Origin of the sequence: Gluconobacter sp. Dm-62 (assembly GCF_018256155.1) — a bacterium.
Taxonomy (GTDB): Bacteria; Pseudomonadota; Alphaproteobacteria; order Acetobacterales; family Acetobacteraceae; genus Gluconobacter.
In genome coordinates, this window is the sequence record NZ_JAERLY010000001.1 from 86,951 (window position 1) to 111,782 (window position 24,832).

The 24,832-nt window shown below is 61.3% G+C and carries 24 protein-coding genes; 12 read left to right on the top strand and 12 right to left on the bottom strand.

The features are described from left to right. Positions 1-101: 101 nt before the first annotated feature. The gene (locus JK202_RS00300) at positions 102-2,426 is read left to right on the top strand and encodes a TonB-dependent receptor domain-containing protein (protein ID WP_211556934.1); all 2,325 of its coding nucleotides are present in this window, start codon (positions 102-104) and stop codon (positions 2,424-2,426) included. A 15-nt stretch (positions 2,427-2,441) separates the two neighbouring features. Here JK202_RS00300 and JK202_RS00305 read toward each other — a convergent pair whose 3' ends face one another. Both JK202_RS00305 and JK202_RS00310 read right to left on the bottom strand, forming a co-directional pair. Next, positions 2,442-3,095, bottom strand: coding sequence for a TetR/AcrR family transcriptional regulator (locus tag JK202_RS00305; protein ID WP_211556936.1), 654 nt, complete (start codon positions 3,093-3,095; stop codon positions 2,442-2,444). A 128-nt stretch (positions 3,096-3,223) separates the two neighbouring features. Then, positions 3,224-3,700, bottom strand: coding sequence for a cytochrome c (locus JK202_RS00310; protein ID WP_249199483.1), 477 nt, complete (start codon positions 3,698-3,700; stop codon positions 3,224-3,226). 163 nt (positions 3,701-3,863) lie between these two features. On the opposite strand from JK202_RS00310, the gene petA reads away from it, so the two are divergent. Genes petA through JK202_RS00325 form a run of 3 tightly spaced genes read left to right on the top strand, consistent with a single transcriptional unit; the run spans position 3,864 to position 6,369 of the window. Continuing rightward, positions 3,864-4,496, top strand: coding sequence for a ubiquinol-cytochrome c reductase iron-sulfur subunit (gene petA, locus JK202_RS00315; RefSeq protein WP_211556939.1), 633 nt, complete (start codon positions 3,864-3,866; stop codon positions 4,494-4,496). An 11-nt stretch (positions 4,497-4,507) separates the two neighbouring features. Next, the gene (locus JK202_RS00320) at positions 4,508-5,671 is read left to right on the top strand and encodes a cytochrome b N-terminal domain-containing protein (RefSeq protein ID WP_211556941.1); all 1,164 of its coding nucleotides are present in this window, start codon (positions 4,508-4,510) and stop codon (positions 5,669-5,671) included. Beyond that, complete coding sequence (locus tag JK202_RS00325) at positions 5,668-6,369, top strand: cytochrome c1 (RefSeq protein ID WP_211556942.1); 702 nt, start codon at positions 5,668-5,670, stop codon at positions 6,367-6,369. The genes JK202_RS00320 and JK202_RS00325 overlap by 4 nt, the downstream gene beginning before the upstream one ends. Positions 6,370-6,384: 15 nt before the next feature. On the opposite strand, the gene JK202_RS00330 is transcribed toward JK202_RS00325, so the two are convergent. Then, the gene (locus JK202_RS00330; RefSeq protein ID WP_211556943.1) at positions 6,385-6,732 is read right to left on the bottom strand and encodes an STN domain-containing protein; all 348 of its coding nucleotides are present in this window, start codon (positions 6,730-6,732) and stop codon (positions 6,385-6,387) included. 219 nt (positions 6,733-6,951) lie between these two features. Continuing rightward, a complete protein-coding gene (locus JK202_RS00335) occupies positions 6,952-7,494 on the bottom strand; it encodes a cupin domain-containing protein (RefSeq protein ID WP_211556944.1) in 543 nt (180 codons plus the stop codon). A gap of 285 nt (positions 7,495-7,779) precedes the next feature. Between JK202_RS00335 and JK202_RS00340 the strand changes: the two genes are divergently transcribed. Then, positions 7,780-8,130, top strand: coding sequence for a hypothetical protein (locus JK202_RS00340; protein ID WP_211556945.1), 351 nt, complete (start codon positions 7,780-7,782; stop codon positions 8,128-8,130). 6 nt (positions 8,131-8,136) lie between these two features. Here the strand turns inward: JK202_RS00340 and JK202_RS00345 are convergent, their stop codons facing one another. The 3 genes from JK202_RS00345 to JK202_RS00355 all read right to left on the bottom strand — a co-directional run bounded on the left by JK202_RS00345 (position 8,137) and on the right by JK202_RS00355 (position 11,588). Then, entirely contained in the window at positions 8,137-8,931 is a 795-nt protein-coding gene (locus JK202_RS00345; protein ID WP_211556949.1) for a sulfite exporter TauE/SafE family protein, read from the bottom strand. Next, positions 8,912-10,600, bottom strand: coding sequence for a bifunctional protein tyrosine phosphatase family protein/NAD(P)/FAD-dependent oxidoreductase (locus JK202_RS00350; RefSeq protein ID WP_211556951.1), 1,689 nt, complete (start codon positions 10,598-10,600; stop codon positions 8,912-8,914). Before JK202_RS00350 ends, JK202_RS00345 begins: the two co-directional genes overlap by 20 nt. A 61-nt stretch (positions 10,601-10,661) precedes the next feature. Further along, positions 10,662-11,588, bottom strand: coding sequence for an MBL fold metallo-hydrolase (locus JK202_RS00355; RefSeq protein WP_211556953.1), 927 nt, complete (start codon positions 11,586-11,588; stop codon positions 10,662-10,664). 107 nt (positions 11,589-11,695) lie between these two features. Here JK202_RS00355 and JK202_RS00360 point away from each other — a divergent pair, with 107 nt between their 5' ends. The 4 genes from JK202_RS00360 (at position 11,696) to JK202_RS00375 (ending at position 14,405) form a co-directional block, all read left to right on the top strand. Next, a complete protein-coding gene (locus JK202_RS00360) occupies positions 11,696-12,343 on the top strand; it encodes a peroxiredoxin (protein ID WP_211556954.1) in 648 nt (215 codons plus the stop codon). Next, positions 12,340-12,729: a helix-turn-helix transcriptional regulator gene (locus JK202_RS00365; protein WP_211556957.1), complete on the top strand. Its 390-nt coding sequence runs from the start codon at positions 12,340-12,342 to the stop codon at positions 12,727-12,729. Before JK202_RS00360 ends, JK202_RS00365 begins: the two co-directional genes overlap by 4 nt. Before the next feature lie 127 nt (positions 12,730-12,856). Next, the gene (locus JK202_RS00370) at positions 12,857-13,114 is read left to right on the top strand and encodes a hypothetical protein (RefSeq protein WP_211556958.1); all 258 of its coding nucleotides are present in this window, start codon (positions 12,857-12,859) and stop codon (positions 13,112-13,114) included. Between the two features lie 220 nt (positions 13,115-13,334). Beyond that, the gene (locus JK202_RS00375; protein WP_211556960.1) at positions 13,335-14,405 is read left to right on the top strand and encodes a LacI family DNA-binding transcriptional regulator; all 1,071 of its coding nucleotides are present in this window, start codon (positions 13,335-13,337) and stop codon (positions 14,403-14,405) included. A 20-nt stretch (positions 14,406-14,425) separates the two neighbouring features. On the opposite strand, the gene JK202_RS00380 is transcribed toward JK202_RS00375, so the two are convergent. From JK202_RS00380 to JK202_RS00400, 5 genes are read right to left on the bottom strand one after another with little or no spacing between them, the layout of a single operon-like run. Beyond that, on the bottom strand, positions 14,426-15,091 hold the full coding sequence (locus JK202_RS00380) for an HAD family hydrolase (RefSeq protein ID WP_211556963.1): 666 nt from the start codon (positions 15,089-15,091) through the stop codon (positions 14,426-14,428). Between the two features lie 60 nt (positions 15,092-15,151). After that, complete coding sequence (locus JK202_RS00385; RefSeq protein ID WP_249199484.1) at positions 15,152-17,326, bottom strand: family 20 glycosylhydrolase; 2,175 nt, start codon at positions 17,324-17,326, stop codon at positions 15,152-15,154. A 36-nt stretch (positions 17,327-17,362) separates the two neighbouring features. Then, positions 17,363-18,355, bottom strand: coding sequence for an ABC transporter substrate-binding protein (locus JK202_RS00390; RefSeq protein ID WP_211556965.1), 993 nt, complete (start codon positions 18,353-18,355; stop codon positions 17,363-17,365). A gap of 8 nt (positions 18,356-18,363) precedes the next feature. After that, the gene (locus JK202_RS00395; RefSeq protein WP_211556966.1) at positions 18,364-19,146 is read right to left on the bottom strand and encodes an ABC transporter ATP-binding protein; all 783 of its coding nucleotides are present in this window, start codon (positions 19,144-19,146) and stop codon (positions 18,364-18,366) included. Beyond that, the gene (locus tag JK202_RS00400) at positions 19,143-20,201 is read right to left on the bottom strand and encodes an iron ABC transporter permease (protein WP_211556968.1); all 1,059 of its coding nucleotides are present in this window, start codon (positions 20,199-20,201) and stop codon (positions 19,143-19,145) included. The genes JK202_RS00395 and JK202_RS00400 overlap by 4 nt, the downstream gene beginning before the upstream one ends. Before the next feature lie 432 nt (positions 20,202-20,633). On the opposite strand from JK202_RS00400, the gene JK202_RS00405 reads away from it, so the two are divergent. The 3 genes from JK202_RS00405 to JK202_RS00415 are packed head-to-tail and all read left to right on the top strand — an operon-like array spanning position 20,634 to position 24,778. Beyond that, positions 20,634-21,968, top strand: coding sequence for a cytochrome c (locus JK202_RS00405; RefSeq protein ID WP_211556973.1), 1,335 nt, complete (start codon positions 20,634-20,636; stop codon positions 21,966-21,968). Between the two features lie 25 nt (positions 21,969-21,993). Then, complete coding sequence (locus JK202_RS00410) at positions 21,994-22,470, top strand: (2Fe-2S)-binding protein (RefSeq protein WP_211556975.1); 477 nt, start codon at positions 21,994-21,996, stop codon at positions 22,468-22,470. Beyond that, positions 22,463-24,778, top strand: coding sequence for a xanthine dehydrogenase family protein molybdopterin-binding subunit (locus JK202_RS00415; RefSeq protein WP_211556977.1), 2,316 nt, complete (start codon positions 22,463-22,465; stop codon positions 24,776-24,778). Before JK202_RS00410 ends, JK202_RS00415 begins: the two co-directional genes overlap by 8 nt. Positions 24,779-24,832: the final 54 nt, after the last annotated feature.

Genomic DNA, 24,832 nt, shown 5'->3' on the forward strand with positions numbered 1-24,832 from the left:
ACGAGTGCCATATAAGCACCCTGATTTTTCGGGCTTTCCTGTCCTTTTTCAGGCAGGCTACCCACGCTGATACTCCCCTTTTCAGGAAACCTGCCCTTTCCATGACGCTTCGCAAGGCCCTTCTCCTGAGCGCCAGTCTCCTTGGCCCATCCTTTGCTCTCGCGGCCCCGCCGGAGAAGGCAAAGCCTGCGATGGATAAGGCTGGCGCGCGCCAGCCTGCGAGCTCCCGTCCTGCCTCTGCGAAGGCTTCTCCCCGCAAAGCCCCACCGCAGTCCATTCAGGCCCGTGACACCGAGACAATCGCCGTCACCGCCCGCCGCACGGACTTCGCCTTCGCCGCAGCCCAGCACAGCCCCGATGCCGATACCCGCCTGACCGCAGACCGCCTGATCCAGCGCGGCGTCGTAACGCTGCGCGATCTGGAGCGTGTAGCCCCCAACCTGACGATCCAGTCCATCAACGGAACGGCCTCGACCAATTTCTATCTGCGTGGCGTCGGCTTCAACGACTTCACGATGAACAACATCCCCACCGTCATGACCTATTTCGATGACGTACCCTTCGCGTTCTCGACCATGTCGAGCGGCCTGATGTTCGATCTGGCGGATGCCACCGTTACCCCCGGCCCCGTTGGCACCACGCACGGGCAGTCCGACACCGGCGGCGAAGTCCGCCTGCGCACCGCCGACCCAACCAGCACCCTGCATTACAGCGCCAGTCAGGACATCGCCTCCTACGCCCGCAGCCGAAGCGAGGCCTATATCTCCGGCCCAATCGCCAAAGGTCTGGATTTCCGTCTCGCCGGACAGATCCGTCAGGGTGGCGGCTGGCAGACCGATCCGCAGAACGGTGCCCATCTCGGAGATGCGGATTCCTATGCCCTGCGCGGCAAGCTGCGCTGGCACTCGGATGACAACCGCACCACGATCCTGCTCTCCGGCCATTTCGTGCAGGACAACAGTCAGGTCGTTACCAGTCAGGCCATCCATCGGCTGATCGGCACGACCGGCCTGCCCCAGCTCGGTCAGACGCAGGCCGAATGGTCCTCCCGCCCGCAGTTCGCCAACTTGATCGGACGTCCCGAAGGCCTCAAACCCAGCGAGCACAACCAGTTCTGGGGCTGGGATCTGCACATGGACCATGATTTCGGATTTGCGAAAGTCACGTCCGTCACGGCTTTCGAGACCGAGCGGCAGGGCGAATACACCGATCAGGACGGCACCTCACGCTCTGAAGCGGATACCTACCGCACCATCAGCGCCAATGCTTTCACGCAGGAACTGCGTCTGGGATCGAGCAATTCCGACAGCCGCCTGCAATGGGTCGTCGGCGCGTTCTACCAGCGCAGCCGCATGAAACAGCGCTTCTTCTTCGACTATACCGACTATGCGGCGCGCGGTTACATGATGGCCACGTCTTTCACCATGAATCAGGAAAGCACGTCCGAATTCGGCCATGTCAGCTATCGCCTGCCGCATAACGTGACGCTGTTCGCGGGCTTGCTGCACGAGATCGACGACCGAAGCCTGCCCGGCCTCACGTCAGAAATCTTCGGCGGCAAGACCACATCCTTCCAGGGTGAAAGTACGGCTTCGGCGCAGTTTGCGGGGCAAGTCGGCGTGTCTTGGCAGGCGACGAAGAGCACGCTCGTCTATTACAAGATGAGCAAGGGCTTCAAACCCGGCGGCTTCAGCGCCAACAACACCCAGATCCAGGCCCAGCTCGACCCGTTCGGCCCCGAGACGGTGCTGACCTACGAACTCGGCTTCAAGAGCGACCCGATCCCCAACGTCCTGCGCCTCAACGGGGCGGCGTTCTATAATGATTTCCACAACCAGCAGGTCGTGGGCACCGTGCTGATCCCGAATTATGGTCCGCTTAGCGAGATTACAAACGTCCCCAAATCCGAAAGCTGGGGCTTTGAAGGCACGATCGAACTTCACCCGGTGCGCCATGTCTTCGTGACGCAGAATATCGGCTGGCAGCGGGGAAATTATCAGGACTTCCTGAACGTCAACCGGGCCGCCACCAACGCGGCCTATGCCAAGACAGGCGTCTGGCAGGCCGTGAACAGCAATTTTGCTGGGGTGGATAACGGTCAGCCCAAACTAACCCTGAACGGTCAGGCCGAGTGGCGGCAGGCGCTCACACCGGGACTTGGCTTCGATATTGGGCCGGACTGGTCGTATCGCGGCAGTCAGGCCATCGCCGTTGGCGGCACCGGCTTCTATCGCCTGCCGCCATATTTCCTGCTCGGCGCCCACGCGACCCTGCGCCCCTCATCGGGGAAATGGGAAGCCACGATCTACGCATCCAACCTGCTCAACCGCAGCTTTTTCGAAAGCGGCGGCATGGCGACGACGACCTATTTCTACATTCCCGGCCCGCCGCGCTTCATCGGCGGCCGCGTTTCATACGGTTTCTGAGGGGCACCTGAGCGATCAGCAGGAAATCAGGCACCGTGCCAGTGACTGGATTTCCTGAAGATTGCTCTGCGCATCCATGGGCTCGCGCCCCAGCATGTTCATGGCGCGGAAGTGGATCGTGCTGAGGAGCATGTCCAGAACCGTGTCAGCGTGCTGGCAAAAAACCTTCTCACCGCGCTGGCTTGCGCGCTCAAGGAAAAGGGCCATCTGCGCGCGCGCCGGCACCACGCTCACTTCCCACAGCACCTGACCGAATTCGGGGTCATGCACCGCCTCACCCAGCAGGGTTCCGTAAGTCCGGCCAAGCGGCGTGGCGAGGAAGCGGATGCGCGCGGCAATCAGTTCATCCACATCACCCGCAAAACTGCCCGTATCGATCTGCGGTGTCAGATCGTCGCGCCACAGGCGGATGGCATCGAAGAACATCGCCTGTTTCGTGGGCCAGCGCCGATAGACCGTGGCAGTCGAGACGCCTGCAGCCTTAGCCACGCGACTGATGGTCAGGCCCTGATAGCCCTCCTGCACCAGAACCAGCGCGATGGCCGCAAGAATATTGTCTTTCAGTCGCAGATTGACGGGCCGCCCCGGAGCACGAGTGATCGTCCGGTCCCGAGCGGGAACATGAACTGACTTTAGCGGTAAAGTATGCGTCACTACGGTCTGTGACATGATCGTTCCCCTCTCTGGCCATTTTACCGGCTGGCATCATCCCTGAATGAACGCAGCTATTCAGATATGGACCCGCCGTTACAAGACGCATTTGCGTTTGTTTGGTATCAAAAGATGTCCGTTTTCCATCAGGGGATCACATGGCTGGCCTGAAGTGCCGCCCTTTTCGCCTGGACTGCCGTCACATCCAGCGGCGTACCGCGCATAGGCGCCACATCCTGGGCAGAGATTCCCGCAGACGTTCCACCACTCCCCAAACTCGCCGCATATGCCAGCACGGCCGCGATATCGTCATCGGACAAGGCCCGGAACGATGGCATATATCCCTTGTAAGACTGCCCTTCCACCGTGATCGGGCCATGCAACCCATTCAGTAGAACCGCCGCCAGATAGGCCTTGCCATCCGAGTTGCCCACAAGCAGGCCAACGCGGCCTGCAAGCGGTGGAAAAGTCCCCGGACGCCCTGCTCCCGCAGGGCCATGACACATCGCGCATTTCCCGCGATACAACGCCCCCCCATCCGCTGCCATGCCCGAAGACACCATGAGCGGCCCGACGCCCAGAAGCGTCACCAGCATGATCCCGAAGCGGTGTCTTAATGTCATGGCCCGAAGCCTCCCCGAATGTGCATCGCCGTAACGGTCTGGAAAACAGTAGCCGTCACTTTCCTCAAAAGCTACCGGGGCCGCCTTTCTCGAAAGCTCAAACGCGCCTATTCTGCCAGCATCTTTCCTGCCGGATGCCCGGCGCAGTCGGCAAAGGTTCCGCATGCCCCAGAGCGACACGCCCCCTTTCCCGGACAGCACGAAACGGCGCGACCTTCTGGCTACAGGAACTCTGGCGCTCGGCTGTGCAGGCGCCTGTGCCCTGGCTGTCCCTTTCCTCAACAGTCTGAAGAATACCGCCATCACGTCCCTGTCCGACAACACTCTGGAAGTCGATCTGTCCACCCTCGCTCCCGGACAGGGCATGACCGTGCAGTGGCAGGACTGGCCCGTCTTTATCCAGCGCCGCACACCACAGATGCTTGCAGCCCTTCAGGCCCCGGCCCATATCGCCACCCTGCGCGACGCAGACTCGAAAATTCTCCAGCAACCAAAGGATGCCACGAACTGGCACCGCTCGGTCCGCCCGGATTACGGCGTTCTGGTTGGCATCTGCACCCATCTCGGCTGCGTCCCGACTTTCGAAAAACCCGGCTCGGCACCGGAAGCGAAGGGCGGCTATTTCTGCCCCTGCCATGGCTCGCATTTCGACGCTGCAGGCCGCGTCGTCCAGCGTGCGCCCGCGCCATACAACCTGCCCGTCCCGCCCGTAACCTTTCTCTCCGACACGAAAATCCGCATCGGCCATAGTGCCGGTGATCCGGGCTTCAGCATGTCCGACATTCAGCAGATCTGAGAGCGGACCGCATGTCTTCGCCCCCCCAAACACCCGGCTGGCTTGAACAGCGTTTCCCGATCATGAGCGTCCTGCGACGCGAATATGTCGCCTTCCCGATGCCCCGCAATCTCAACGCCCTGTGGAGCTTTGGCGCCTTCCTGATCGTGACGATGGCCTTCATGATCGCCAGCGGCCTGTTCCTTGCGATCAACTATACGCCCGACATCACGCAGGCCTTCGCCAGCGTCGAAGCCATTGACCGGCATATCCCCTCAGGCTGGTTCCTGCGCAGCCTGCACATGGGCGGCGTCACCATGCTGTTCGGCTGCCTCTACATCCATATCGGCCGCAGTCTGTGGTACGGCTCCTACAAGGCCCCGCGTGAACTGCTCTGGCTCACCGGCCTCGGCCTGATGCTCATGATCATGGTTACGGCCTTCGCAGGTTATGTCCTGCCCTGGGGGCAGATGTCCTACTGGGGCGCTACTGTGGTTCTGAATGCCGTACGCGCCGTTCCCCTGATCGGCAGACCGGTCTCCGAACTCCTGCTGGGCGGCGAAAATCTGGGTAACATTGCCCTGCACCGCCTGTTCGTACTGCATTTCACGATGGCTTTCGCCATCCTCGGCACCATCGCGCTGCATGTCGCAGCCCTGCATGTCGTGAAATCGAACAACCCGTCCGGCATCGATCCTACAAGCCCAGGCCAGACCCTGCCGTTCCACCCCTATTACACCAGCCGGGACGGCTTCGCGCTCTGCCTGTTCCTGATGGTCTATGCAGGGCTGGTCTTTTTCCTCCCGTCCCTGCTGACGCTCGCTGACAACTATGTTCAGGCCAACCCGCTCATCACCCCGCGCGACATCCGGCCGGAATGGTATTTCGCTCCGTTTTACGCAATCCTCCGCGCGGTGCCCTCCCGCCTCGGAGGCCTCACTTTCGCGGCAGGGAGCCTCGCCGTCCTGTTCGCGCTGCCCTGGCTGGACCGCTCTACGGTCCGCGTGGCAACGCAGCGCCCGCTGGTACGCTTTTCACTGCCCTTCGCCTTCGCATCCTTCGTCCTGCTGGGCATCGCCGGTATGCAACCGCCTACCGAGACATGGCTGGTCGTCAGTCGCGTAGCGATGGCCTGGTGGTTCATCCATTTCCTGCTCGTCATACCGCTCACCTCTGAACGGGAGATCCCGTCATGACGCCCCGGATCAGAACCGTGCTCCTCGCCGCAGCCCTCGCAGGTGCGCCAGCTTACGCCTCAGCCAGCACCACACCTGCCCAGCGCGGCCTCGTCGTGTTTCAGCAGGTCTGCAGTGCCTGTCACGGCATGGAGCACGTCACATTTGGCGATCTGGCTGGCCTCGGCCTTCCCGCCGACAGCATCCGAAAATGGGCCGCGGACGAGACCCTGCCCGACGGCGTTGACGATAATGGCGATCCGAAAACCCGTCATGCCACACCATCCGATCCCATTCTGGCCCCCTATCCGAACGAGGCCGTGGCACGTCTGGCCAATCATGGTCTTCTCCCGCCAGACCTGTCCCGACTGGCCCTGACGTTGCCCGGAGGCGCAGACGAGATCCGGCGAATTCTCCTCTCCTATGCTCCCGCACCCGAGGGCATGAAGCTCGACGATGGCCGCTACTACAACACCGCGATGAAATGGAAGCATATCGGCATGCCTCCGCCTCTTCAGGACGGCCTGCTGACATACCCCGACGGCCCACCCGCAACCACGACCCAGATGGCCAGCGATGTTTCTGCCTTCCTGAGCTGGGTCGCGCACCCCCATCAGGGCGAGCGCAGAAGGATGGGCTTTTATGTGCTTGCCTATCTCGCCCTGATGGCACTCCTGACTTTTCTGTTGCAACGCCGCGTCTGGAAATCCCGCCGCTGAACCCACTGCCCTGACTTACATTCGGGACGCGTCATCCATCCGATGCGCTGCCCGGTAAGTCAGCGGCATGACAGCAAGCCCCTGAACCGTCTCGATCACATCCAGCTCGGCATTTCCCAGCAGCCGGATCAGCGCTTCGCGGGGCGTATAAAATCCCCTGACGGCAGTACTGCTTCCCCCCTGCAACAGAAGATCATCCATTAGAACAGGGCACTTCGTTTTCCGCGCCAGCTCCGCCACCGCCGCTGCGAGCGTGGTCGTCCGGATCTGTAAATTCGTCTTCTGAATTGGACAGATATTCCGCGTCCGCGTCACGGTCCCTGCCATTCCCGAGCTGTTCAGCACCAGGACGCAGGTCATCATCCCCACGCCCAGTCTCTTCCAAAAAGAGCCGAAGACCGCTTGGACCACTTCATGACGTTCAGGATACGGACGGTCTCGCATGTCCGTGGCTCTCCCCTGGGCCAAGCCGTCCCAGACCGCACAACGGACAGGCTTGCCAGCGGATACAACGCCATTCCAGACAGGAAAACTCATTGCTCCCGTTCTTTTGACCGCCCGAAACGTTTGAAATGAAAAGACTCAGAAGGTCGGTGGGGTACAGGCGCTGATGATTTCGCAACCATCGGGGCTGACACAGCGGAAACGATGCGGCTGGCGACTGTCAAAATGATAGGCGTCTCCCGGCCCCAGAACCTCACACCGTTCTCCAACCGTGATTTCCACACGACCGTGCAGAACAAACCCGCCTTCCTCACCCTCATGGGCATAGACCGCAGATCCCGTATCTGCGCCGGAAGCATAGGTTTCACGAAGGATCTGGAGACTCCTGCCGAACGACGGCGCTCCTACCTGCCGGAATGTCACCCCTCCCTGCTCGAACGTCATCAGTTCAGCAGCCCGGTAAAAGATTTTCTCGCTCCCTTCGGGCGCAATGCTGAAAAACTCTCCGAGTGTTACGGGAATTCCATCGAGCACACGTTTGAGCGTTCCAACGGAAGGGTTCATATCGCCGGATTCAATCAGGGAAATGGTGGAATTGGTCACACCGGTCCGCTTGGCCAGCTCACGCTGGGACAGGTTCCTGGCCGTTCGGACAAAACGCAGGCGTGCTCCCAGATCCATCCCTTCGTATACTCCCCATCCTGTTCTGTATCATCAGTATGTCATATCGAAACAGAAAGGAAACCTTGAAAATCCGCATACCCTGGCGTGGTAATTTTTTCACGCCCGTTCCGCGATCAGGAATGACAACGCCTTGGGAACATCTGGTTTGAAAAGCCGTTCTGGAGTAAACACGCAGTCGGAGCAGCGTTCTCTGCAAGATCTCAAAACAGCCTGGTCTTCCGAATATTCCGGTCCAGGGTTCATGATTATGCGCAGAGACATCAGGAACAGGGTGGATTACAGATGCTATACGCTTCAACGGGATGCTTCACTCTCACAGTGATGATGGGCATCTGGCTCGCAATTTTTGCAGCCCGTTACAAACGCCCCCTGAGCTTCCTCACGCCTCTGCACGTCGGATCGGCCATCGTGGGTGCAGTCTTTCTGCTCTTTGCCCTGAGCAATGGTGACAGCCGCCTTATGCTAAACGTCGTGCTTGCCGTCGCTATCGCGGGCTTCGGTGTTCTGATGGCCTTCTTCCGTCGTCGGGGCGCCATGATCGCGCCGCTTTATATGTGTCACATCCTGCTGGCGGTCATGTTCTATTTCTCGATGGTCTGCTTCACGATATTCCCGAATTTCGGCCTCGACTGACGCCCTTCACAGGGCCGCAAGGCTTTTCCAGATCATGTAGGCCGCAACTGCGAAGATCACGCAGGCAAAGAACGTCGTCAGCGCTGGACCGGAACCCGAAAGACGCTTCGCCGCACGGGTGCCCAGAAAACTGCCGACCACCCCGCCTGCCACGAACAGCGCGCCCATCACCCAGTCCACATAGCCCGAGAGCATGTAGCTCAACGCCGTGCTCGCCCCCAGCGCGGCAACGGCCACCAGTGACGTCCCGACTGCATTGAGAATGGGCATCCGTGTGCAGGCAATCAGCGCTGGCACGATCAGAAACCCGCCGCCGATTCCGAAAAACCCGGACAGCACGCCCGTCCCGGCCCCGGCCATCATGACGCGCGGCATGTTCTGACGGTTACAGGCGGCCCCTGCTTCGCCCTTGTTCCGGCGCCCGCGCAGCATCAGCACACCGACAACGACCATCAGAAGCGCAAAGCACAGCAACAGTTTCTCGCCATTCACGGCCTTGCCGAACGCCGCGCCAATAAGCGCCCCTGCCACACCGCAGGGAGCGAAAATACACGCGCATTTCCATTTGACTGTCCCGGCGCGCGCATGGCTCACCAGTCCGGCCAGAGCGTTGACGGCCACCGCCATTGCGCTTGTTCCGATAGCGACATGGGCGTTCGTCACGCCTACGACATAGACCATCAGAGGCACGGCCAGAATGGAGCCGCCGCCGCCGATCAGTCCAAGCGTAAAACCGATCAGAACACCGCAGGCCAGTTCAAGCGCAATATGCACGATCCGTTCAGCCGCCCTTCTTCGCATTCAGAGGCTTGGGGGCCACCATGATTTCACGCCCCTTGAGCATCCCGTCCCAATACATCAGCGGCATGACGTATTTTTTGAGCCACCAGGCCAGACGCGTCGGCTTCTGGCCGTTGAGCAGCCATTTTGGCATCGTGGGCGCGAGCTTCCCGCCATAGCTGAACTCGGCCAGCACAATGCGTCCGTTTTCCACCGTCAGCGGACAGGCACCATAGCCCTCATATTCCGAAACCGGCGCCTGGTTCTTCAGGAACGCCAGCACATTGGTCGCCACTACAGGCGCCTGCACGCGCGCAGCCGCAGCCGTCTTGGCACAGGACGTGCCAATCACGTCCCCGATGCCGAACACATCCGGAAAACGAACATGCTGCAACGTCGCCGGATTGACCTCAACGAACCCGTCCGAACCCGCCAGTGCGCTTTCGCGGATCACCTGCGGCGCGCTCTGCGGTGGCACGACATGCAGCATGTCGAACTTGCGCTCGACCCACTCCACGCCTTCGCCAACCTTGCGCTCGAAGGTCGCCGTACGGTTCGGGCCGTCCACAGCCACGAGCTTCGATCCGGTGTGCAGCCCGACGTGGTAGCGCTTGATGTACTCCATCAGGGGCGGCACGAATTCCTTCACGCCGAACAGCCCCGGTGTGGCGGTGTCGAACTCGACCGAAATGCTGTCCAGCACGCCCCGGCGCTTCCACGCATCACACGACAGATACACAGCCTTCTGCGGCGCCCCCGCACATTTGATCGGCATGGGTGGCTGCGTGAAGATTGCCGTCCCACCCTTGAGCTGCTGCACGAGCTGCCAGGTATAGGGCGCCAGATCGAAGCGGTAGTTCGACGTCACACCGTTTCTGCCCAGCGTCTCCACCAGACCCGGAATGGCATCCCAGTTCAGGGTAATGCCCGTAGCCACGATCAGCGCATCATAGGAAACAACCGTGCCATCCGTCAGAACCACTTCCCGCACGTCCGGCCGGAACAGTTTGGCTGCCTGACGCACCCAGACGACGTCCTTTGGCATGACATCCGCTTCCTTGCGGCGTGTCTGGGCTGCCTGAAAAATGCCCCCGCCTACAAGCGTCCAGCCCGGCTGGTAGAAATGCTCGTTCGACGGCTCGACCACGCCGATCGACAGATTTTTGTTGCGCTTGAGCAGACTCCCCGCAGCCGACAGGCCACCTGCGCCGCCTCCGATGATCAGAACCTGAAAATGAGCCGCATCTTTGCGCGGCGTCGCCGCAGGTGCCGCAACACGCTCGATCCGCGCCCGAATCCCGCTGATATCCACCCCGGCCTTGTCCGTCGCGGCAAAGATCTCCGCGGCCGGGCGCTTGCCCGCCTCCGCAAGGGCCCAGATCTGCCCTGCCCGCGTCCCGGAACGGCAATAACCCACGACCGGCCCCGGAAGCGTCGCCAGAATCTGACGCGTCCGGGCGATCTGAGCATCGCTCGGCACCGTCCCGGCTTTCACCGGGATCGCGGCAAATGCCAGCCCTGCCTCTTTCGCGGCCACTTCAATAACCTGCATTTCCGGCTGGTCCGGAGCTTCCCCATCAGGGCGGAAGCACAGGATCGTGCGGAAACCCTCTGTCTTCAGATCCGCAATATCCTGCACGGCGATCTGGGGAGAAACGGCATAGCTGTCGGTCAGATGACGGGTTGGCATGGAAACTCCAGAAACGGAAAATATCGAAAATAGAGGCACAACCGTGCCAGGCGATCAGAATTCAGACGCGGTTGACGGGGATCTTGATGTAGCTCACGCCATCAGCTTCGGGCTCGGGCAGATGTCCCCCGCGCATATTGACCTGCACGGACGGCATCAGCAGGCGCGGCATCGCCAGAGTGGCATCGCGGGCCGTGCGCATCTGCACGAACTCCTCTTCGCTCACCCCGTCATGAACATGAATGTTGTAGCCGCGTTCATGGCCGACCGTCGTCAGCCAGACATACTCGTCCCGGCCCGGCGCCTTGTAGTCATGACACAGGAAAAGTCGCGTCTCGACCGGCAGTGACAGCAGCCTGCGGATAGAGCGGAAAAGCTGCCGTGGATCACCGCCCGGGAAGTCTGCCCGCGCCGTGCCAAAATCCGGCATGAAAATCGTGTCGCCCACAAAGGCCGCGTTGCCAATCACGAACGCCATGTCGGCGGGCGTATGACCCGGAACATGCAGCACCGTCACGGGAAGATCTCCGATCCGGAACGTCTCGCCATCCGTGAACAGATGATCGAACTGTGACCCGTCCCGGGCGAACCGCGTCCCGGCATTGAAAATCTTGCCGAACACCGCCTGGACCCGGATGATATCCGCCCCGATCCCGAGCTTCCCGCCAATACGTTCCTGCAGCCAAGGGGCCGCGGACAGATGATCGGCATGGGCATGCGTCTCAAGCTGCCAGTCAACAGTCAGACCTTCGCGCTCTACATAATCAACAATGGCCTGCGCCGAACCATGTGACGTTCGCCCGGCAGCGGCGTCGTAGTCGAGCACACTGTCAATGACGGCCGCGCGCTTCGTGACAGGGCAATGGACAACGTGAGTGGCGGTGTTCGTCGCTTCGTCGAAAAACGTACAGACTACGGGAACAGGAGCCGCGCCTTCCTCGGTTCGCCGGATCTGGCCGGTTGCGGCCTGGATTGCTGCATCATGCATGGCGTTCACCTTCTGGCTGTGGATGCCTTTACGACACTTTCATTAACTGTTAAGTTAATATTGTAAGTGTTGCATGTCAAGCGCCCTGATGCTTTTGGAACCGGATCATGAACGTATCCTCTCCCGCTGAGTCCCCCCTTCCGTCCCTGCGCATCGGTGACCGTGCTCCTGATTTCAGCGCCCGGACCACACATGGTGAATTCATCATGAGCGCCCTGCGTGGACACTGGGTGCTGCTCTTCGCCCATCCGGCCGATTTCACACCCGTCTGCACCAGCGAGTTCATCGCCCTGGCCCGCAGTGCGGAAGAATTCCAGCAGCGGGACTGCGCATTGCTCGGCATTTCGGCGGACAGCCTCCCCGCCCATCTCGCCTGGGTGGATGCCATCCATACACAGTTTGACGTGCATATCCCCTTCCCCATCATCGAAGACCCGTCCCTCGCCGTCGCCCGCGCCTATGGCATGCTCGACTGCGCCGCACAGGACAGCGCCACCGTGCGCTCGGTCTTCATGATCGATCCCACAGGCACTATCCGGGCCATTCTGAACTATCCGGCTACGGTCGGGCGCTCCGTCCCCGAGCTCCTTCGCCTGCTCTGCGCCCTTCAGGAAGTGGACCGCGCCGGCGCTCTCACCCCTGAAAGCTGGCAGCCTGGTCAGCGCACCATCGCACCCCCGCTCCAGACACAGGCGGCCGTGGAAAAAGCCGGAGCAAGGTGGTTCTTTCAGCCGATGACGCGGGAGCGCTCATGACCGTCCTGCTTCCTCTGGAGAAAAGTCGTGAACTGGCGGAATGGCTGCGCATCCTCGCCCAGCCGCAGCGCCTCATGATCCTCTCGGCCCTGCTCGACAGCACCCATGCCGTCAGCGAGATCGAGACCATGACCGGTATCGGCCAGCCCACACTGAGTCAGCACCTCGGCGCCCTCAGGCGTGCCGGATTGATCGAATCCCAGCGCGAATCCCGTGCCATTCATTACTGCTGGGCCGATACGGCCGATGCCCGGCGCGCGCGCGCCCTGCTGATGAGCCTGCAACCCGGTGCACTTCCGCCCGAGCTTCCCTCTCCGGCAGCCAGCACGGATACTGCACCCGGCCCCGCCGCTTCAGCGAGATTTGCCCGTATTCTTCACCCCTGACAGTTCTCAATCAGGAATTATCCGGTCCTTATTGAATAGGAGATCATAATTCCAATTGCGATAAAGTTGTTTCAGACTGAAACTGCAAAAAGCCCCATACGCTTACCTTAGGGTAAGGAGAAAACACATGATCCGTTATTTTATCGCCCTGACTGGCCTGACATTTGCACTGGCACAGGGCGCCTCCGCAGCCACCCGCGAAGAACAGAAGCAGGCCTGCCAGGGCGATGCCATCCGGCTGTGTACGCTGGCGATCCCCAACGAGGCCAAGATTACGGCCTGCATGAAAAAGAAAATCGACCAGCTCTCGCCAAAGTGCCGCGCAATGTTCACACCCGTGCCAAAGCCCAAGTCAGCGCCCGCACCGAAGCCGAAACAGGGCTGATCTTCTGACCGAGGCGCCCGAAAGGCCACTCATTGCATCAGGTTAGGCTGAGGATAGGAAATTTTCTGTTTTCGTAAATCCTCCCGCGCCCGTGACTGGTTTATGTCCGGCAGAATGGGTATGATGTTTCCAGTGATTTTCTAAAGAACACTGACACCATACTGCGAGCGTCAGGATCTGACATGACGGGTCTGGTGTCGTTACTGGACAGACCGAAACCATGACCCGACAGCACGACCGCCGCAAAGTAACCCTCAAGGACGTGGCAGCGCAGGTCGGCGTCTCCCATACAACGGTATCGAACGCCTATATCCGCCCCGGCCAGCTTTCAGCCGCCCTGCGCGAAAAGATTCTCGCTGCAGCCCAGGAGCTCGGATATACTGGCCCCGATCCTGCCGCCAAGCAGCTCGCCACCGGTCGGGCCGGCGCACTGGGTTTTCTCTTCAGCGAAGACCTGCCTTACGCCTTCACAGACCCTGCCATCCTCAGCGTCCTGAACGGCGTTGCCCGGTCCTGCGATGAGCTGGAAACCGATCTGGCCATGATTTCCGCGGGCAGCAACCTGCGCAACCGTGCAGCCCCCGTCTCCCTCGGCAATGCCGCCGTGGACGGATACATTCTCTATTCCGTCGCCCCGGACAGCCGCTGCGTCCTGATGGCCCAGCAACGCAATGTCCCCCTTGTGGTGGTGGATCAGCCCCGCCTCGACGGCGTGCCCTATGTCGGGATTGATGATCGCGGTTCAGCATACCGTGCTGCCAAGACCCTGCTCGACCTTGGGCACCGTCATTTCGGCATCCTCTCGCTTAAAACGGCCCATGACGGCTATTTCGGCCCTCTGACTGCCAAGCGCCGTGCCAACATTGCCCACAGCACCATTGCCATGCGCCTCGAGGGCTACATGCTGGCCCTGCGGGAAGCCAAGATCGCGCCGGAAGACGTCCCAGCCTGGGAAATCCCGATTAATTCCGAAGAAATGGGTGCCGAAGGCGTCCGCCATCTTCTCAACCGCGCCCAGCGCCCGACCGCCATCCTTGCGATGAGCGACCGCGTAGCCATCGGCGCCATGAAGACCATTCGTGCCCTGGACCTCAACATCCCGCAGGATGTCTCGATCTTCGGCTTTGACGACATTCCAGCCGCCGAACGTGCGGATCTGAGCACGGTGCGTCAGCCCCACGAGCGCAAGGGCATGGAAGCTGTTCGCCTGCTGAATGCTGCCGTCGGCAGCGAAAATGTCATTCTGGAAACCGAACTGGTTCTGCGAGGCAGCGTCGGCCCCGCAGCCTGACTCTGTACTCCGGGACGTTTTCAGTCCCGAAGAGTTGTCAGTAGTTCTCCGAAGGAATCAATCCGGATAGCCGGATCCAGTGCCACGCACTGGCTGGATGAGCCGTGCCCATAGCTGGCCCAGCAAGACGCAATCCCGGCATTGCGGGCAAACTGGAGATCCGCCACGGTATCGCCCACCATCAGGAATGCCGAGCGCGGCTGTTTCGGGAAAAGCGGCACAATGCGCTCGTCCATTACACGCGGGTCAGGCTTGTGCGGAAAATTCGGTTCCGACGCCACGACCCCGGTGAAAAACGATGTCAGACCAAACCGCGCAATGCTCGCACACACTGTGGGCGCGTGCTTGTTGCTGAGGATGGCCAGGATTTTCCCTTGCTCTTTCAGTGCGGCAAGAGTCTCCACCACACCATCGAACAGCACCGTCTCTTCGTCGTCCGCCGCCGGGTAGGACGCTCGATACTGCCGGACGAAAGCCGCGGCATCCTGCTCGTCACTCTCAGGCACGATGGCCTGAAACAGTGTCTGGAGCGTCCCGCCCCGCGTCAGTTCCTGCCTGAGAACATCCGTGGGAGGGGCTGTTACGCCAACGGCGCCGAACGCCTCTTTCAGGCTGCGCAGAATGGCCGGCTGCGTTTCCGCCAGCGTGCCATCATAATCGAGGAGAAGGATCGGAAAACGTGTCATTCCCCCTTCTCCCCCGCCGCGCTTCGAAAATCCATCCCCCGGGCGCAATAAGCGGTCAGCTCATTGCGCGTCAGTCGTCCCACCCGTCAGAAGCGCTTGAATTCCCGGAAGAATCGCGATCAGCAGACCACCCGGCGGCTGTGGATTGTGGCGTGAGGCCAGAGTGTCGATAGAAGCTTCGACAGCCTGCTCCTGTTCCTGCAACGTGCGGTTCGCATCCATCCGCCACGCCGTGCCTTCCCGCCCGTTCAGGACACTCAGCCCTGCACGCGATAACAGCCCTACGGCATGAGAAACCGGGACAACGGCCTCAAAAGCCGGTACGTTTTTCGCACTCGCCACAAACGCTGCATCATTGTCAGCCCAGCGCTGCAGCATCTGCTTCAGAGGCACAGCAAGCCCGGTTTCGCCATGAACATAGCGCTGCGCCATCGCATTGAAGCAGAGCGCGACAAACGCATCCGGATCTGCCACCGCGACAGGCGTTGAAAGCATTGCCTCACCCGAAGGGGCTGCAAGATGATTGAGCGCATAATTCCGGACCGGAACGGTCACTTCCGTCAGGATTTTCAATGGCTCCGCATGGCCCGGTGCCATGGCCTGACGCAATGCTTCCTGATGCTGCGTCGCCTGAAGTCCGGTCGCCTCAAGTTCCACCATCACCTCTGGCAGACGCCGCTCCAGATCGGGAACATCGCGTACATCCTGTGGCGACCAGAACCGCTCCGCCAAAGCCGCCATGCGCGGCCAGAGCCGGGCATCCAGCATCTCTTCAGACACCATTTCAGCCCAGAGTGTCCCTTCCGCCCCCATTACCAGCGCCTTCTGCCCGTCATCCAGCGGAGGCGCCTGCTCATCCAGTTCAAAGGGCACTGAAAATTCGGGGTGCTTCGGCGGGTATTTCGCGAGCTGCTCAGGGGTCGTTCCATCCGCCCGGATATCCAGCGGATCGACTGCATAATGCGTGGCAGACGGGCGCAGAAGGTCCAGATAATATCCGGAAGACACCACAACCGGATGCCCCTCCCGCGTTGCAGACCCGACCCATTTGGACCCACGCCAGGTTTCAACAACCACATTCTTCGGGATCGGTGCCTCGCTCACCTCATCCCAGCCCATCATGACATGCCCCTGTGCTGCGATGATTTTCGCAACTTCCGCAGTGAAGGCTGCCTGAAGGGCCGCGGCCGTCTCAAAACCATGAGCCTTCATATAGGCTGCAATGGCAGGGTTCTTCGTCCACTGCGAAGCCACGACTTCATCACCACCGGCATGAACATACCGGTCCGGAAACAGCCCCCCCATCTCTCCATACAGGACCCGTACGAAGCGCAGGGTCAGTGGATTGGTCGGGTCCAGTGCGGCATTGTTGAGGTTCAGCCCCTTGGTGCCCAAGTCCGGCAGGGGCTGCGCGGCCAGTTCCGGATAAGCCTGAAGGATCGCCAGTCCGTGGCCCGGTACATCGAATTCAGGCACAACCCGGATGCCACGATCGGCAGCATAAGCCACCACAGCGCGGACCTGGTCCTGCGTATAATACTGACCATGAGACGCCATCGTCTGAAGCTTCGGGAACATCCTGCTCTCAACGCGGAAGCCCGCCCCGTCACTCAGATGCCAGTGCAGGACGTTGAGCTTGACCAGTTCCATCGCATCAAGCTGCCGCTCTACGGTCTCGACCGTATCGAAATGCCGCGACACGTCCATCAGCAGCCCCCGCCAGGCAAAACGGGGTGCATCCTCGATATGGATGCGCTCAACGACGGCGCCCGCCGGGGTAGGGCGAACAAGCTGAAGCATTGTCGCCAGTCCGTGGATCACGCCTGCAGGGCCGTCCGCTTCGAGACGCGCATCCCTGGCCGTAGTCGTGAGCGCATAACGCTCTTTTTCATTTACACTCAGATAGGACCGGTCCTGCCCCGCTGAGATATGCAGCACATATGGCCTGTCACGCCCCGCAGGCCCGGCGATCGCAGTCAGACGGGTGGTAAAACGCGCCACTGCCCGTTGCAGCAGAGGAGAGGACCGCGTGTCCCATACTATCTGAATTCCACCGCCGATCGACGCCACACCATTGGATACCGAGACAGTCTGCGGCACGGGAAGCAGATTGTCTTCCGCCCGGGCCACACCATCCACAACCCCGGCAAGCACACTCCCTGCCAGAAACAGCCCCACTGCACCAAACGTCCTGCAGGTGGCAATACGGCGACGGGGTGAAGCTGTCTGCATCATTCAGGAGTGTCCTTGATCTGGCCGAGGGTCTGGCGTTCAGTGCGTATCGGAAACGGGAGGGAGTGCATCAAGCATACGCTGCGCATCGCCAGCAGACAGCGCAATACCATAGAAGTCATGATAGAAAGACCGGATCGAGTGGATCATCGCCGGTACGTCCACCTGCCCGGTCTGGACAATCTGCCGCGCCCAGACGACCTGAAGCAGCAGTTCCGGCCCGTAGCGGTCCCACGGGAAAAGCCCTGCAGGATTGCGATAGACCCGCCCGGACTGCACGGCCTTGAGTTTCGACCAGACCGGGTCCTGCTTCAGGGCCGCGGGATCGCCCGCATTGGCTCCGATGATGAGAATGTCCGGATTCCAGGCCAGTACCTGCTCGATGGAGACCGGCTGCTTGTTGCCATGAACACCCTGCGCCGCATTCTGCCCACCCGCGCTGCGGATCCACTGGTCGATAATGCTGTCATCGCCATCCACCCGAAGCGGTTTGACAGACTCAACATGCAGCACATGCGGTCCATTGGGATTGGTCGGTGCCTGCGAAATGACCTGCAGGAACGCCGAGCGATAGGCCTGCGCCCGCTTCGCCGCCAGCGGCGTCTGGAGCAGGGTCGCGGTTCCGTCCACGCAGTCCAGCATCGAATCAAAACGGTCGAACCCTTCCGGGGCCACATTCAGCCCCGCCCGCGTCAACGCATCAGCGGCATGACCCGAGGTCGTGACGAAGACCAGATCAGGATGCAGCGCCAGAAGCTCTTCCGCATTCAGATTGCCGGGATCCAGCGTTTCGGCCCTTGCCAGAGACGGCACCAGCCGGAACATCCAGGGCAACATCGCCGGACGTGCCACGGTCCCCACGATCCGATCCTGCGCACCCAGCATGATGAGCGTCGCATTATGCGCGTACCAGCCTTCTACGATCCGCGCAGGCGGCGCCGCATGGGCCGCAGGACCGGGAAGCGAGACAGCCAGTGTCGTAACAAACACAGTCAGGGCCGAAAGCCGTTTCAGCTTCCGTACCAACGCCATTCCCAGTATCATTTTTCGTCCCTTCCATGATGGAAAAAGCGGTTTCCGGCATAGTCTGTCTGGATCAGAGGCACCCCGTAAAGCGCTGACATCCGTTGCGCCGTCACAACATCCCGTGGTGGCCCGTCCGCTTCAATGCGTCCGTGATCGAGGACCAGGACCCGGCTGGCGCGGACATACAGCTCTTCCGGCCGGTGCGAGGTGAGCATAACAAGCCGGCCTTCCCGCGCAAGATCCGCAAGCAGCGCCATCAGCCTCAACTGATACCCGTAATCCAGCCCGGTCATCGGCTCATCGAGCAACAGCCCCTGCGCGTCCTGCGCGATAGCTCGCGCCAGAACGACCCGCTGACGCTCACCGCCCGAGAGTTCCGTGACCGGACGGCTGGCAAAGCGTTCCAGCCCCATCCGCTCCAGCGCAGCATCCACCGCCATCCGGTCTTCGGAAGCCAGACGCCCCATCAGCCCGGAATAAGGCACGCGCCCCAGCTCCACCATCCGCCGCACCGTATAGGGAAACGTCGCGACATGACTTTGCGGCACGTAGGCCAGATGCCGTGCGATGGCGGAGGCCGACCACGCCTGAAGAGATCGCCCATTCAATAGGATCTCACCCGTTGAGGGCGTCAAAAATCCCATCAAAAGCCGTAGTAGTGTGCTCTTACCCGCGCCGTTAAGCCCCAGCAGCCCGACCAGCTCCCCCTTCTCCAGCGAGAGATCGATGCCTTCCAGCACAAACTCTTCGCTCCGGGGCTGGCGAAACCCCAGCTTTCGGCATGACAGAAGCGTCATGCCACCCCACCCCGCAGACGCCGCAGCACCAGCACGAACGCCACTGCCCCGAACAGCTGCGTAACGATCCCGAGTGGGACTTCCCCGGCCGTCAGACTGCGCGCGCAGGTATCAGCAAGCACCAGCCCGCTAGCCCCCAGCAGCGCAGTGAGCGGCATCATGTTCCGATGCTCCGCACCGGCCAGAAGCCGCGCCACATGGGGCACCAGAAGCCCGATCCAGCCAATGATTCCCGCCATCGAGATCGTCATCGCACAGGCCAGCGTCGCCAGCACGATCAACGCCGGACGCATGACCCGCACTGACACACCTAGGCTACGCGCCTCGTCATCTCCAAGTGACAGCACATCCAACACGGGCGCACACAGAACCAGCGCCACCGTCAGAATGATAAGAGGCCCCGACATCCAGGCCAGTTCCTGCCACCCGCTCGGTGCCAGACTGCCCAGAAGCCAGTTTACAATAGCCGGGAGCTGATCCATCGGATCGGCCACATATTTCACTAAAGACAATAATGCCGTGAAGACCGCGTTCCCAATCAACCCGCCCAGCAACAGGGTCAGGATACCGCCGCCGGGCAGTGTCCTGCTGATGAGAAGCCCGGTCCCGACTGCCAGCAAACCCCCGCCAAACGCCCCCATCTGCACCACGACCGCCGAACCGCCGCTGACAATGCTAAGCGCCGCTCCGAAAGCTGCCCCACTCAGAACCCCGAGCAGATCCGGAGAAACCAGCGGATTGCGGAACACCGCCTGATAGGTCGCTCCTCCGCAGGAGAGCGCGCTCCCGACCAGAAGCGCTGCCAGAATACGGGGCAACCGCGCCTGCATGACGACAACCTGCGCCACGCTGTCACTTCCAGAACGCAGATGCAGCAGAGACCCGAACACACCAGCCACGCGCAGCGGCGACAGTGGATAACGCCCGAGGCAGAGCGCGCACAGCACACTGAGGATAACACCCGCCAACGCAAGGGACCGGATCAGGGCAGGACGGGCGGAAATGGCGGTTCCTCTCGGCAGATACGGCAGACAGATCCACCGCGAGAAGAGCATAAGCCATGCTTTCTTCTGCCACCAGAACCCGCCGCAAGCCCATAACAGCGCGGAGTTTACGTCTGGAACCGACTCTGAAAGTCCGTCAGAAGCATAGGGTATTTTTGGCACCCGGTGTCATAATATTCACTTCGACACATACTTGTCAGGAGAGACAATGTAACAGACTCCCGAACAACGCCATTAATATCCTGACTGCAAACCAACAAAGTCGAGCCTTGGAAATACTACAATCCGGACCGAAATGCTCCCGGATTAACGCGCAGATCTCCGGAAACCTGTGTTATTTTCATGACGGTAATTGCATTTATTTTAAGAAACACACGGTTTTGAGATAACGCAATCTTCCCTTTCACGGCTCCGTGCCCTAGGTTGCACGCAACAGCCACCTTTTGTGGCAAATGATTTCAACACTGCCGGGACAGTTCAAGCATGCTCAAACGGATAGCTGCCGCCGTCATTGGCCTTGGCGCAGTGGGAGGCATCGGCTTTCTTGCCTATGCCTGGTACCCCGCCATCGCCCCGATCCAGCGGCCAGCCGCATCGTCATTCTCCGCAGACGCCATCAGCCGTGGCGCCATTGTCGCGTCCGGTGGATACTGTGCGGAATGTCATACCCGCGTGGATGGCACCCCCGGCCCTGAACTGGCCGGTGACTTCAAGATGGCCACCCCCTTCGGCAACATCTATTCGTCCAACATCACGCCGGACGAAGAATGGGGAATCGGCAACTGGTCGCTGGCTGCGTTCAAGCGCGCCATGAACAAAGGTATCGCCCGCGACGGCTCCCAGCTCTACCCGGCCTTTCCGTTCGACCATTTCACAAAGGTCAGCGATCAGGACGTGTCGGACCTGTATGCGTATCTGATGACGCAGCCCGCCGTGCACATGAAGCCGCGCGACAACACGGTCCCCTTCCCGATCAACATCCGTCTGACCGGTCAGGGCTTCTGGAAACTGCTGTTCTTCACGCCGGGCCGTTACCAGAACGACCCCAAGCATGACGCACAGTGGAACCGCGGCGCGTACCTTGCCGAAGGCAACGAGCATTGTGGCGCCTGCCATACGCCGCGTAACCTTCTCGGTGCCGAGAAGATGAGCAACATCTATGATGGTGCGGTCATCGACGGCTGGATCGCCCCGCCGCTGAACGACCACAATCCGACGCCGGTTGTGTGGACCGAAGACGAGCTGTTCCAGTACCTGCGCTTCGGCGTGGCCCCGCTGCACGGTTCGGCTGCTGGCCCGATGTCGCCCGTCCCGCATCGCTTCCTGTCGAAGATCCCCGAAGCAGACGTGCATGCGATCGCACATTATTATGCGGACGTGGACAAGGCTGCCCAGCGCAGCAGTGGCGATCAGGCCGCGATTGCCCGCGCCATGCAGATGTCCGGCCGTGACCTGACGGGTCCGCAGCCGCTCGATGAAGATGCGCGCCTGTATCAGGGGGCCTGTGGCGCCTGCCATTACAACTCTGGTCCGAACCCCGTTCTGGGTCGCCCGGAGCTGGGTCTGAACAACGCGCTGTGGCTGGATGAGCCGAACAACCTCTATCAGGTCATGCTGCATGGCATCACCGCGGAGGAAGGTCAGGACCACATCTCGATGCCGAGCTTCTATTCCGGCCTGTCCGATCATGACATGGCCCGCATCGCCGCGTATCTGCGTCGCACACGCACCACGCTGCCCCCCTGGACGGATCTGGAAAAGAAGGCCGCGAGCGCGCGCGCCACGCTCGAAGCTCCGCCCATCAACGCTTCGCACTGATCCGGGCAGGACTGGGAAACAGGACATGACCACGAAATTTGAACTCAACGGACAGCCCGTTACGGTCGACGCCCCGGCAGACACCCCCCTGCTCTGGGTCATCCGTGACGACCTGAACATGACCGGCACCAAGTTCGGCTGCGGCATCGGCGAGTGCGGTGCCTGCACCGTCCATGTCGGCGGCCGTGCCACACGTTCCTGCATCACGCCGCTTTCCGCTGTCGAAGGCGCTTCGGTCACGACGATCGAAGGTCTGGACCCGGCCGGAAACCACGTCGTGCAGGTTGCCTGGCGCGACCAGCAGGTGCCGCAGTGCGGCTACTGCCAGTCCGGCCAGATCATGCAGGCCGCAAGCCTCCTGAAAGACTATCCGAACCCGACGGACGATGAGATTGACGGCGTGATGGGTGGCAGTCTCTGCCGCTGCATGACCTATATCCGCATCCGCAAGGCCATCAAGGACGCTGCTTCCAAGCAGCAGGAAGGTGCCAACAATGGCTAAAATCGAACAGATTGCGAAAAAGAGCGACGCCACGCGCCTCTCCCGCCGCAACTTCCTGATGACGGCGGCGGGCTCGGGCCTGATGTTCGGTTTCGCCCGCAAGGCCGGTGCCGCCACGACCCTGCCGTCCGCCATGCCGCCGGAAGCCGCGTTCGAGCCGAACATCTGGTGCGCCATCGCGCCTGACGGTTCGATCAACGTCAACATTGTCCGCGCCGAAATGGGCCAGCACGTCGGCACCGCCCTCGCCCGCATCATCGCGGACGAGATGGATGCCGACTGGGACAAGATCAAGATCACGCAGGTCGACACCGCCCCGAAATGGGCTGGCAAGTATGTCACCGGTGGTTCCTGGTCCGTCTGGGATACCTGGGACACGTTCCGTCAGGCCGGTGCCGCAGCCCGCAGCGTGATGGTCGAGGAAGGTGCAAAGCTCCTCGGGACCACGCCGGAGCGTTGTACGGTCAGTGAAAGCGTCGTCTCGGCTGGCAGCAAGAGCATCTCGTTCGGCGATATCGTCACCCGCGCCAAGCCGACCCGGACCTTCACACCTGAAGAAATGGGCAAACTGCCGCTCAAGCCGGTCACGAACCGCCGCCTGATCAGCAAGCAGGTCCCGGCGTTCGACATTCCGGACAAGACGACCGGCAAGGCGATCTACGGCATCGATGTCAAGCTCGACGGGATGCTTTATGGCCGCCCGAAAATGCCGCCGACCCGTTACGCCGCAAAAGTCATCTCCGTAGACGACAGCGCCGCGAAGAAAATCCCGGGCTATGAGCGTTATGTGGTTCTGGACGATCCCTCGGGCATCGTTCCGGGCTGGGTCGTGGCGCTCGCCAAGACCTATCCGGCCGCCATCCGTGCCGCCGACGCGCTGAAGGTCCAGTGGACTCCCGGCCCGACGATCAACGTCTCCGAAGCGGACATCATCGAGCATGGCCGCAAGCTGACCGTTGACCCGAAGAACGGCACCCGCGTCTTCAACGACAAGGGCGTGGACGAGGCTCTGACCATCCATCCCGGTCAGGTCTTTGAGCGCAGCTATACCTGTGCCTCCGTCGCGCATTACCAGCTTGAGCCGGTCAATGCCGTGGCCCGTCACATCGACGGCATGTGGGAAATCCACACCGGCAACCAGTGGCAGTCCCTCATTCTGCCACAGCTCGCCAAGGCCCTTCAGGTCCCTGAAGAGCAGGTCGTCATGCGCACCTATATGCTTGGTGGTGGTTTCGGACGTCGTCTGAACGGCGATTACTGCATCCCGGCAGCGCTCGCGTCCAAAGCCATCGGTGGCGCACCGGTCAAGCTGATCCTGACCCGCTCCGACGATATGGAGCTGGATTCCATCCGCTCGCCATCGCTCCAGACGATCAAGGTCGCGCTCGACAACGACCGCAAGAAGATCGTGGGCATGGACTATGTCGCGGTCGCGGGCTGGCCGACGCAGGTCATGGCGCCTGCCTTCCTCGCCACCGGCGAAGACGGCCGGAAGTACGATCCGTTCGCCATCGCTGGCGCGGATCACTGGTACGAGACCGGCCCGACCCGCGTCCGCGCCATCAGCAATGACCTCGCCAACGCAACCTTCCGTCCCGGCTGGCTGCGCTCGGTCAGCGCAGGCTGGACCCCCTGGGCTCTGGAATGCTTCCTCGACGAGCTGGCTCATTCCACAAAGCAGGATCCGCTGGCGTTCCGTCTGTCCATGTTCACGGCTGAAGGCCGTAACGCGGGTCAGGCTCCGAACTCCGTGGGTGGCGCAAAGCGTCAGGCTGCCGTGCTCCAGCGTCTGGCCGACAAAATCGGTTACGCCAACAAGCAGCTCCCGGCCGATACGGGCATCGGCATCGCCACCAGCTTCGGTCAGGAGCGCGGCATGCCGACCTGGACAGCCGGTGCGGCGCAGGTCCATGTCGATCGCAAGACGGGCGTCATCACCTGCCAGAAGCTCTGGCTCGTGCTTGATGCCGGAACCATCGTCGATCCGGGCGGCGCGCTCGCCCAGACCGAAGGTGCGGCGCTCTGGGGCCTCAGCATGGCCATGTTCGAGGGCACCGAGATCGTCAACGGCACGATCAAGGACCGCAACCTCAACACCTACACCCCGCTGCGCATCCCCGATGTGCCGGACATCGACATCGAGTTCATCCAGAACACCGAAAAGCCCACGGGCCTTGGTGAACCGGGTGTCACGGTCGTCGCCCCCGCCATCGGCAACGCGCTGTTCAACGCCGTCGGTGTGCGCCTGCGTCACATGCCGATGCGTCCGGCAGACGTCCGCCGCGAACTGAAGCAGCACACAAGCTGAGATAGCCCGCGTGCCACGAAACAAGGCCGTAGTTCCGCCTGGGACTGCGGCCTT

Excerpts from the sequence above, each read along its gene's own strand:
- JK202_RS00300 (WP_211556934.1), top strand. The coding sequence starts at position 102 with ATGACGCTTCGCAAGGCCCTTCTCCTGAGCGCCAGTCTCCTTGGCCCA.
- JK202_RS00390 (WP_211556965.1), bottom strand. The coding sequence starts at position 18,355 with ATGGCGTTGGTACGGAAGCTGAAACGGCTTTCGGCCCTGACTGTGTTT.
- JK202_RS00405 (WP_211556973.1), top strand. The coding sequence starts at position 20,634 with ATGCTCAAACGGATAGCTGCCGCCGTCATTGGCCTTGGCGCAGTGGGA.
- JK202_RS00345 (WP_211556949.1), bottom strand. The coding sequence starts at position 8,931 with ATGCGAAGAAGGGCGGCTGAACGGATCGTGCATATTGCGCTTGAACTG.
- JK202_RS00305 (WP_211556936.1), bottom strand. The coding sequence starts at position 3,095 with ATGTCACAGACCGTAGTGACGCATACTTTACCGCTAAAGTCAGTTCAT.
- JK202_RS00365 (WP_211556957.1), top strand. The coding sequence starts at position 12,340 with ATGACCGTCCTGCTTCCTCTGGAGAAAAGTCGTGAACTGGCGGAATGG.
- JK202_RS00385 (WP_249199484.1), bottom strand. The coding sequence starts at position 17,326 with ATGATGCAGACAGCTTCACCCCGTCGCCGTATTGCCACCTGCAGGACG.
- petA (WP_211556939.1), top strand. The coding sequence starts at position 3,864 with ATGCCCCAGAGCGACACGCCCCCTTTCCCGGACAGCACGAAACGGCGC.
- JK202_RS00335 (WP_211556944.1), bottom strand. The coding sequence starts at position 7,494 with ATGGATCTGGGAGCACGCCTGCGTTTTGTCCGAACGGCCAGGAACCTG.
- JK202_RS00325 (WP_211556942.1), top strand. The coding sequence starts at position 5,668 with ATGACGCCCCGGATCAGAACCGTGCTCCTCGCCGCAGCCCTCGCAGGT.
- JK202_RS00310 (WP_249199483.1), bottom strand. The coding sequence starts at position 3,700 with ATGACATTAAGACACCGCTTCGGGATCATGCTGGTGACGCTTCTGGGC.
- JK202_RS00400 (WP_211556968.1), bottom strand. The coding sequence starts at position 20,201 with ATGCTCTTCTCGCGGTGGATCTGTCTGCCGTATCTGCCGAGAGGAACC.
- JK202_RS00410 (WP_211556975.1), top strand. The coding sequence starts at position 21,994 with ATGACCACGAAATTTGAACTCAACGGACAGCCCGTTACGGTCGACGCC.
- JK202_RS00370 (WP_211556958.1), top strand. The coding sequence starts at position 12,857 with ATGATCCGTTATTTTATCGCCCTGACTGGCCTGACATTTGCACTGGCA.
- JK202_RS00380 (WP_211556963.1), bottom strand. The coding sequence starts at position 15,091 with ATGACACGTTTTCCGATCCTTCTCCTCGATTATGATGGCACGCTGGCG.
- JK202_RS00350 (WP_211556951.1), bottom strand. The coding sequence starts at position 10,600 with ATGCCAACCCGTCATCTGACCGACAGCTATGCCGTTTCTCCCCAGATC.
- JK202_RS00375 (WP_211556960.1), top strand. The coding sequence starts at position 13,335 with ATGACCCGACAGCACGACCGCCGCAAAGTAACCCTCAAGGACGTGGCA.
- JK202_RS00320 (WP_211556941.1), top strand. The coding sequence starts at position 4,508 with ATGTCTTCGCCCCCCCAAACACCCGGCTGGCTTGAACAGCGTTTCCCG.
- JK202_RS00355 (WP_211556953.1), bottom strand. The coding sequence starts at position 11,588 with ATGCATGATGCAGCAATCCAGGCCGCAACCGGCCAGATCCGGCGAACC.
- JK202_RS00415 (WP_211556977.1), top strand. The coding sequence starts at position 22,463 with ATGGCTAAAATCGAACAGATTGCGAAAAAGAGCGACGCCACGCGCCTC.
- JK202_RS00340 (WP_211556945.1), top strand. The coding sequence starts at position 7,780 with ATGCTATACGCTTCAACGGGATGCTTCACTCTCACAGTGATGATGGGC.
- JK202_RS00395 (WP_211556966.1), bottom strand. The coding sequence starts at position 19,146 with ATGACGCTTCTGTCATGCCGAAAGCTGGGGTTTCGCCAGCCCCGGAGC.
- JK202_RS00360 (WP_211556954.1), top strand. The coding sequence starts at position 11,696 with ATGAACGTATCCTCTCCCGCTGAGTCCCCCCTTCCGTCCCTGCGCATC.
- JK202_RS00330 (WP_211556943.1), bottom strand. The coding sequence starts at position 6,732 with ATGATGACCTGCGTCCTGGTGCTGAACAGCTCGGGAATGGCAGGGACC.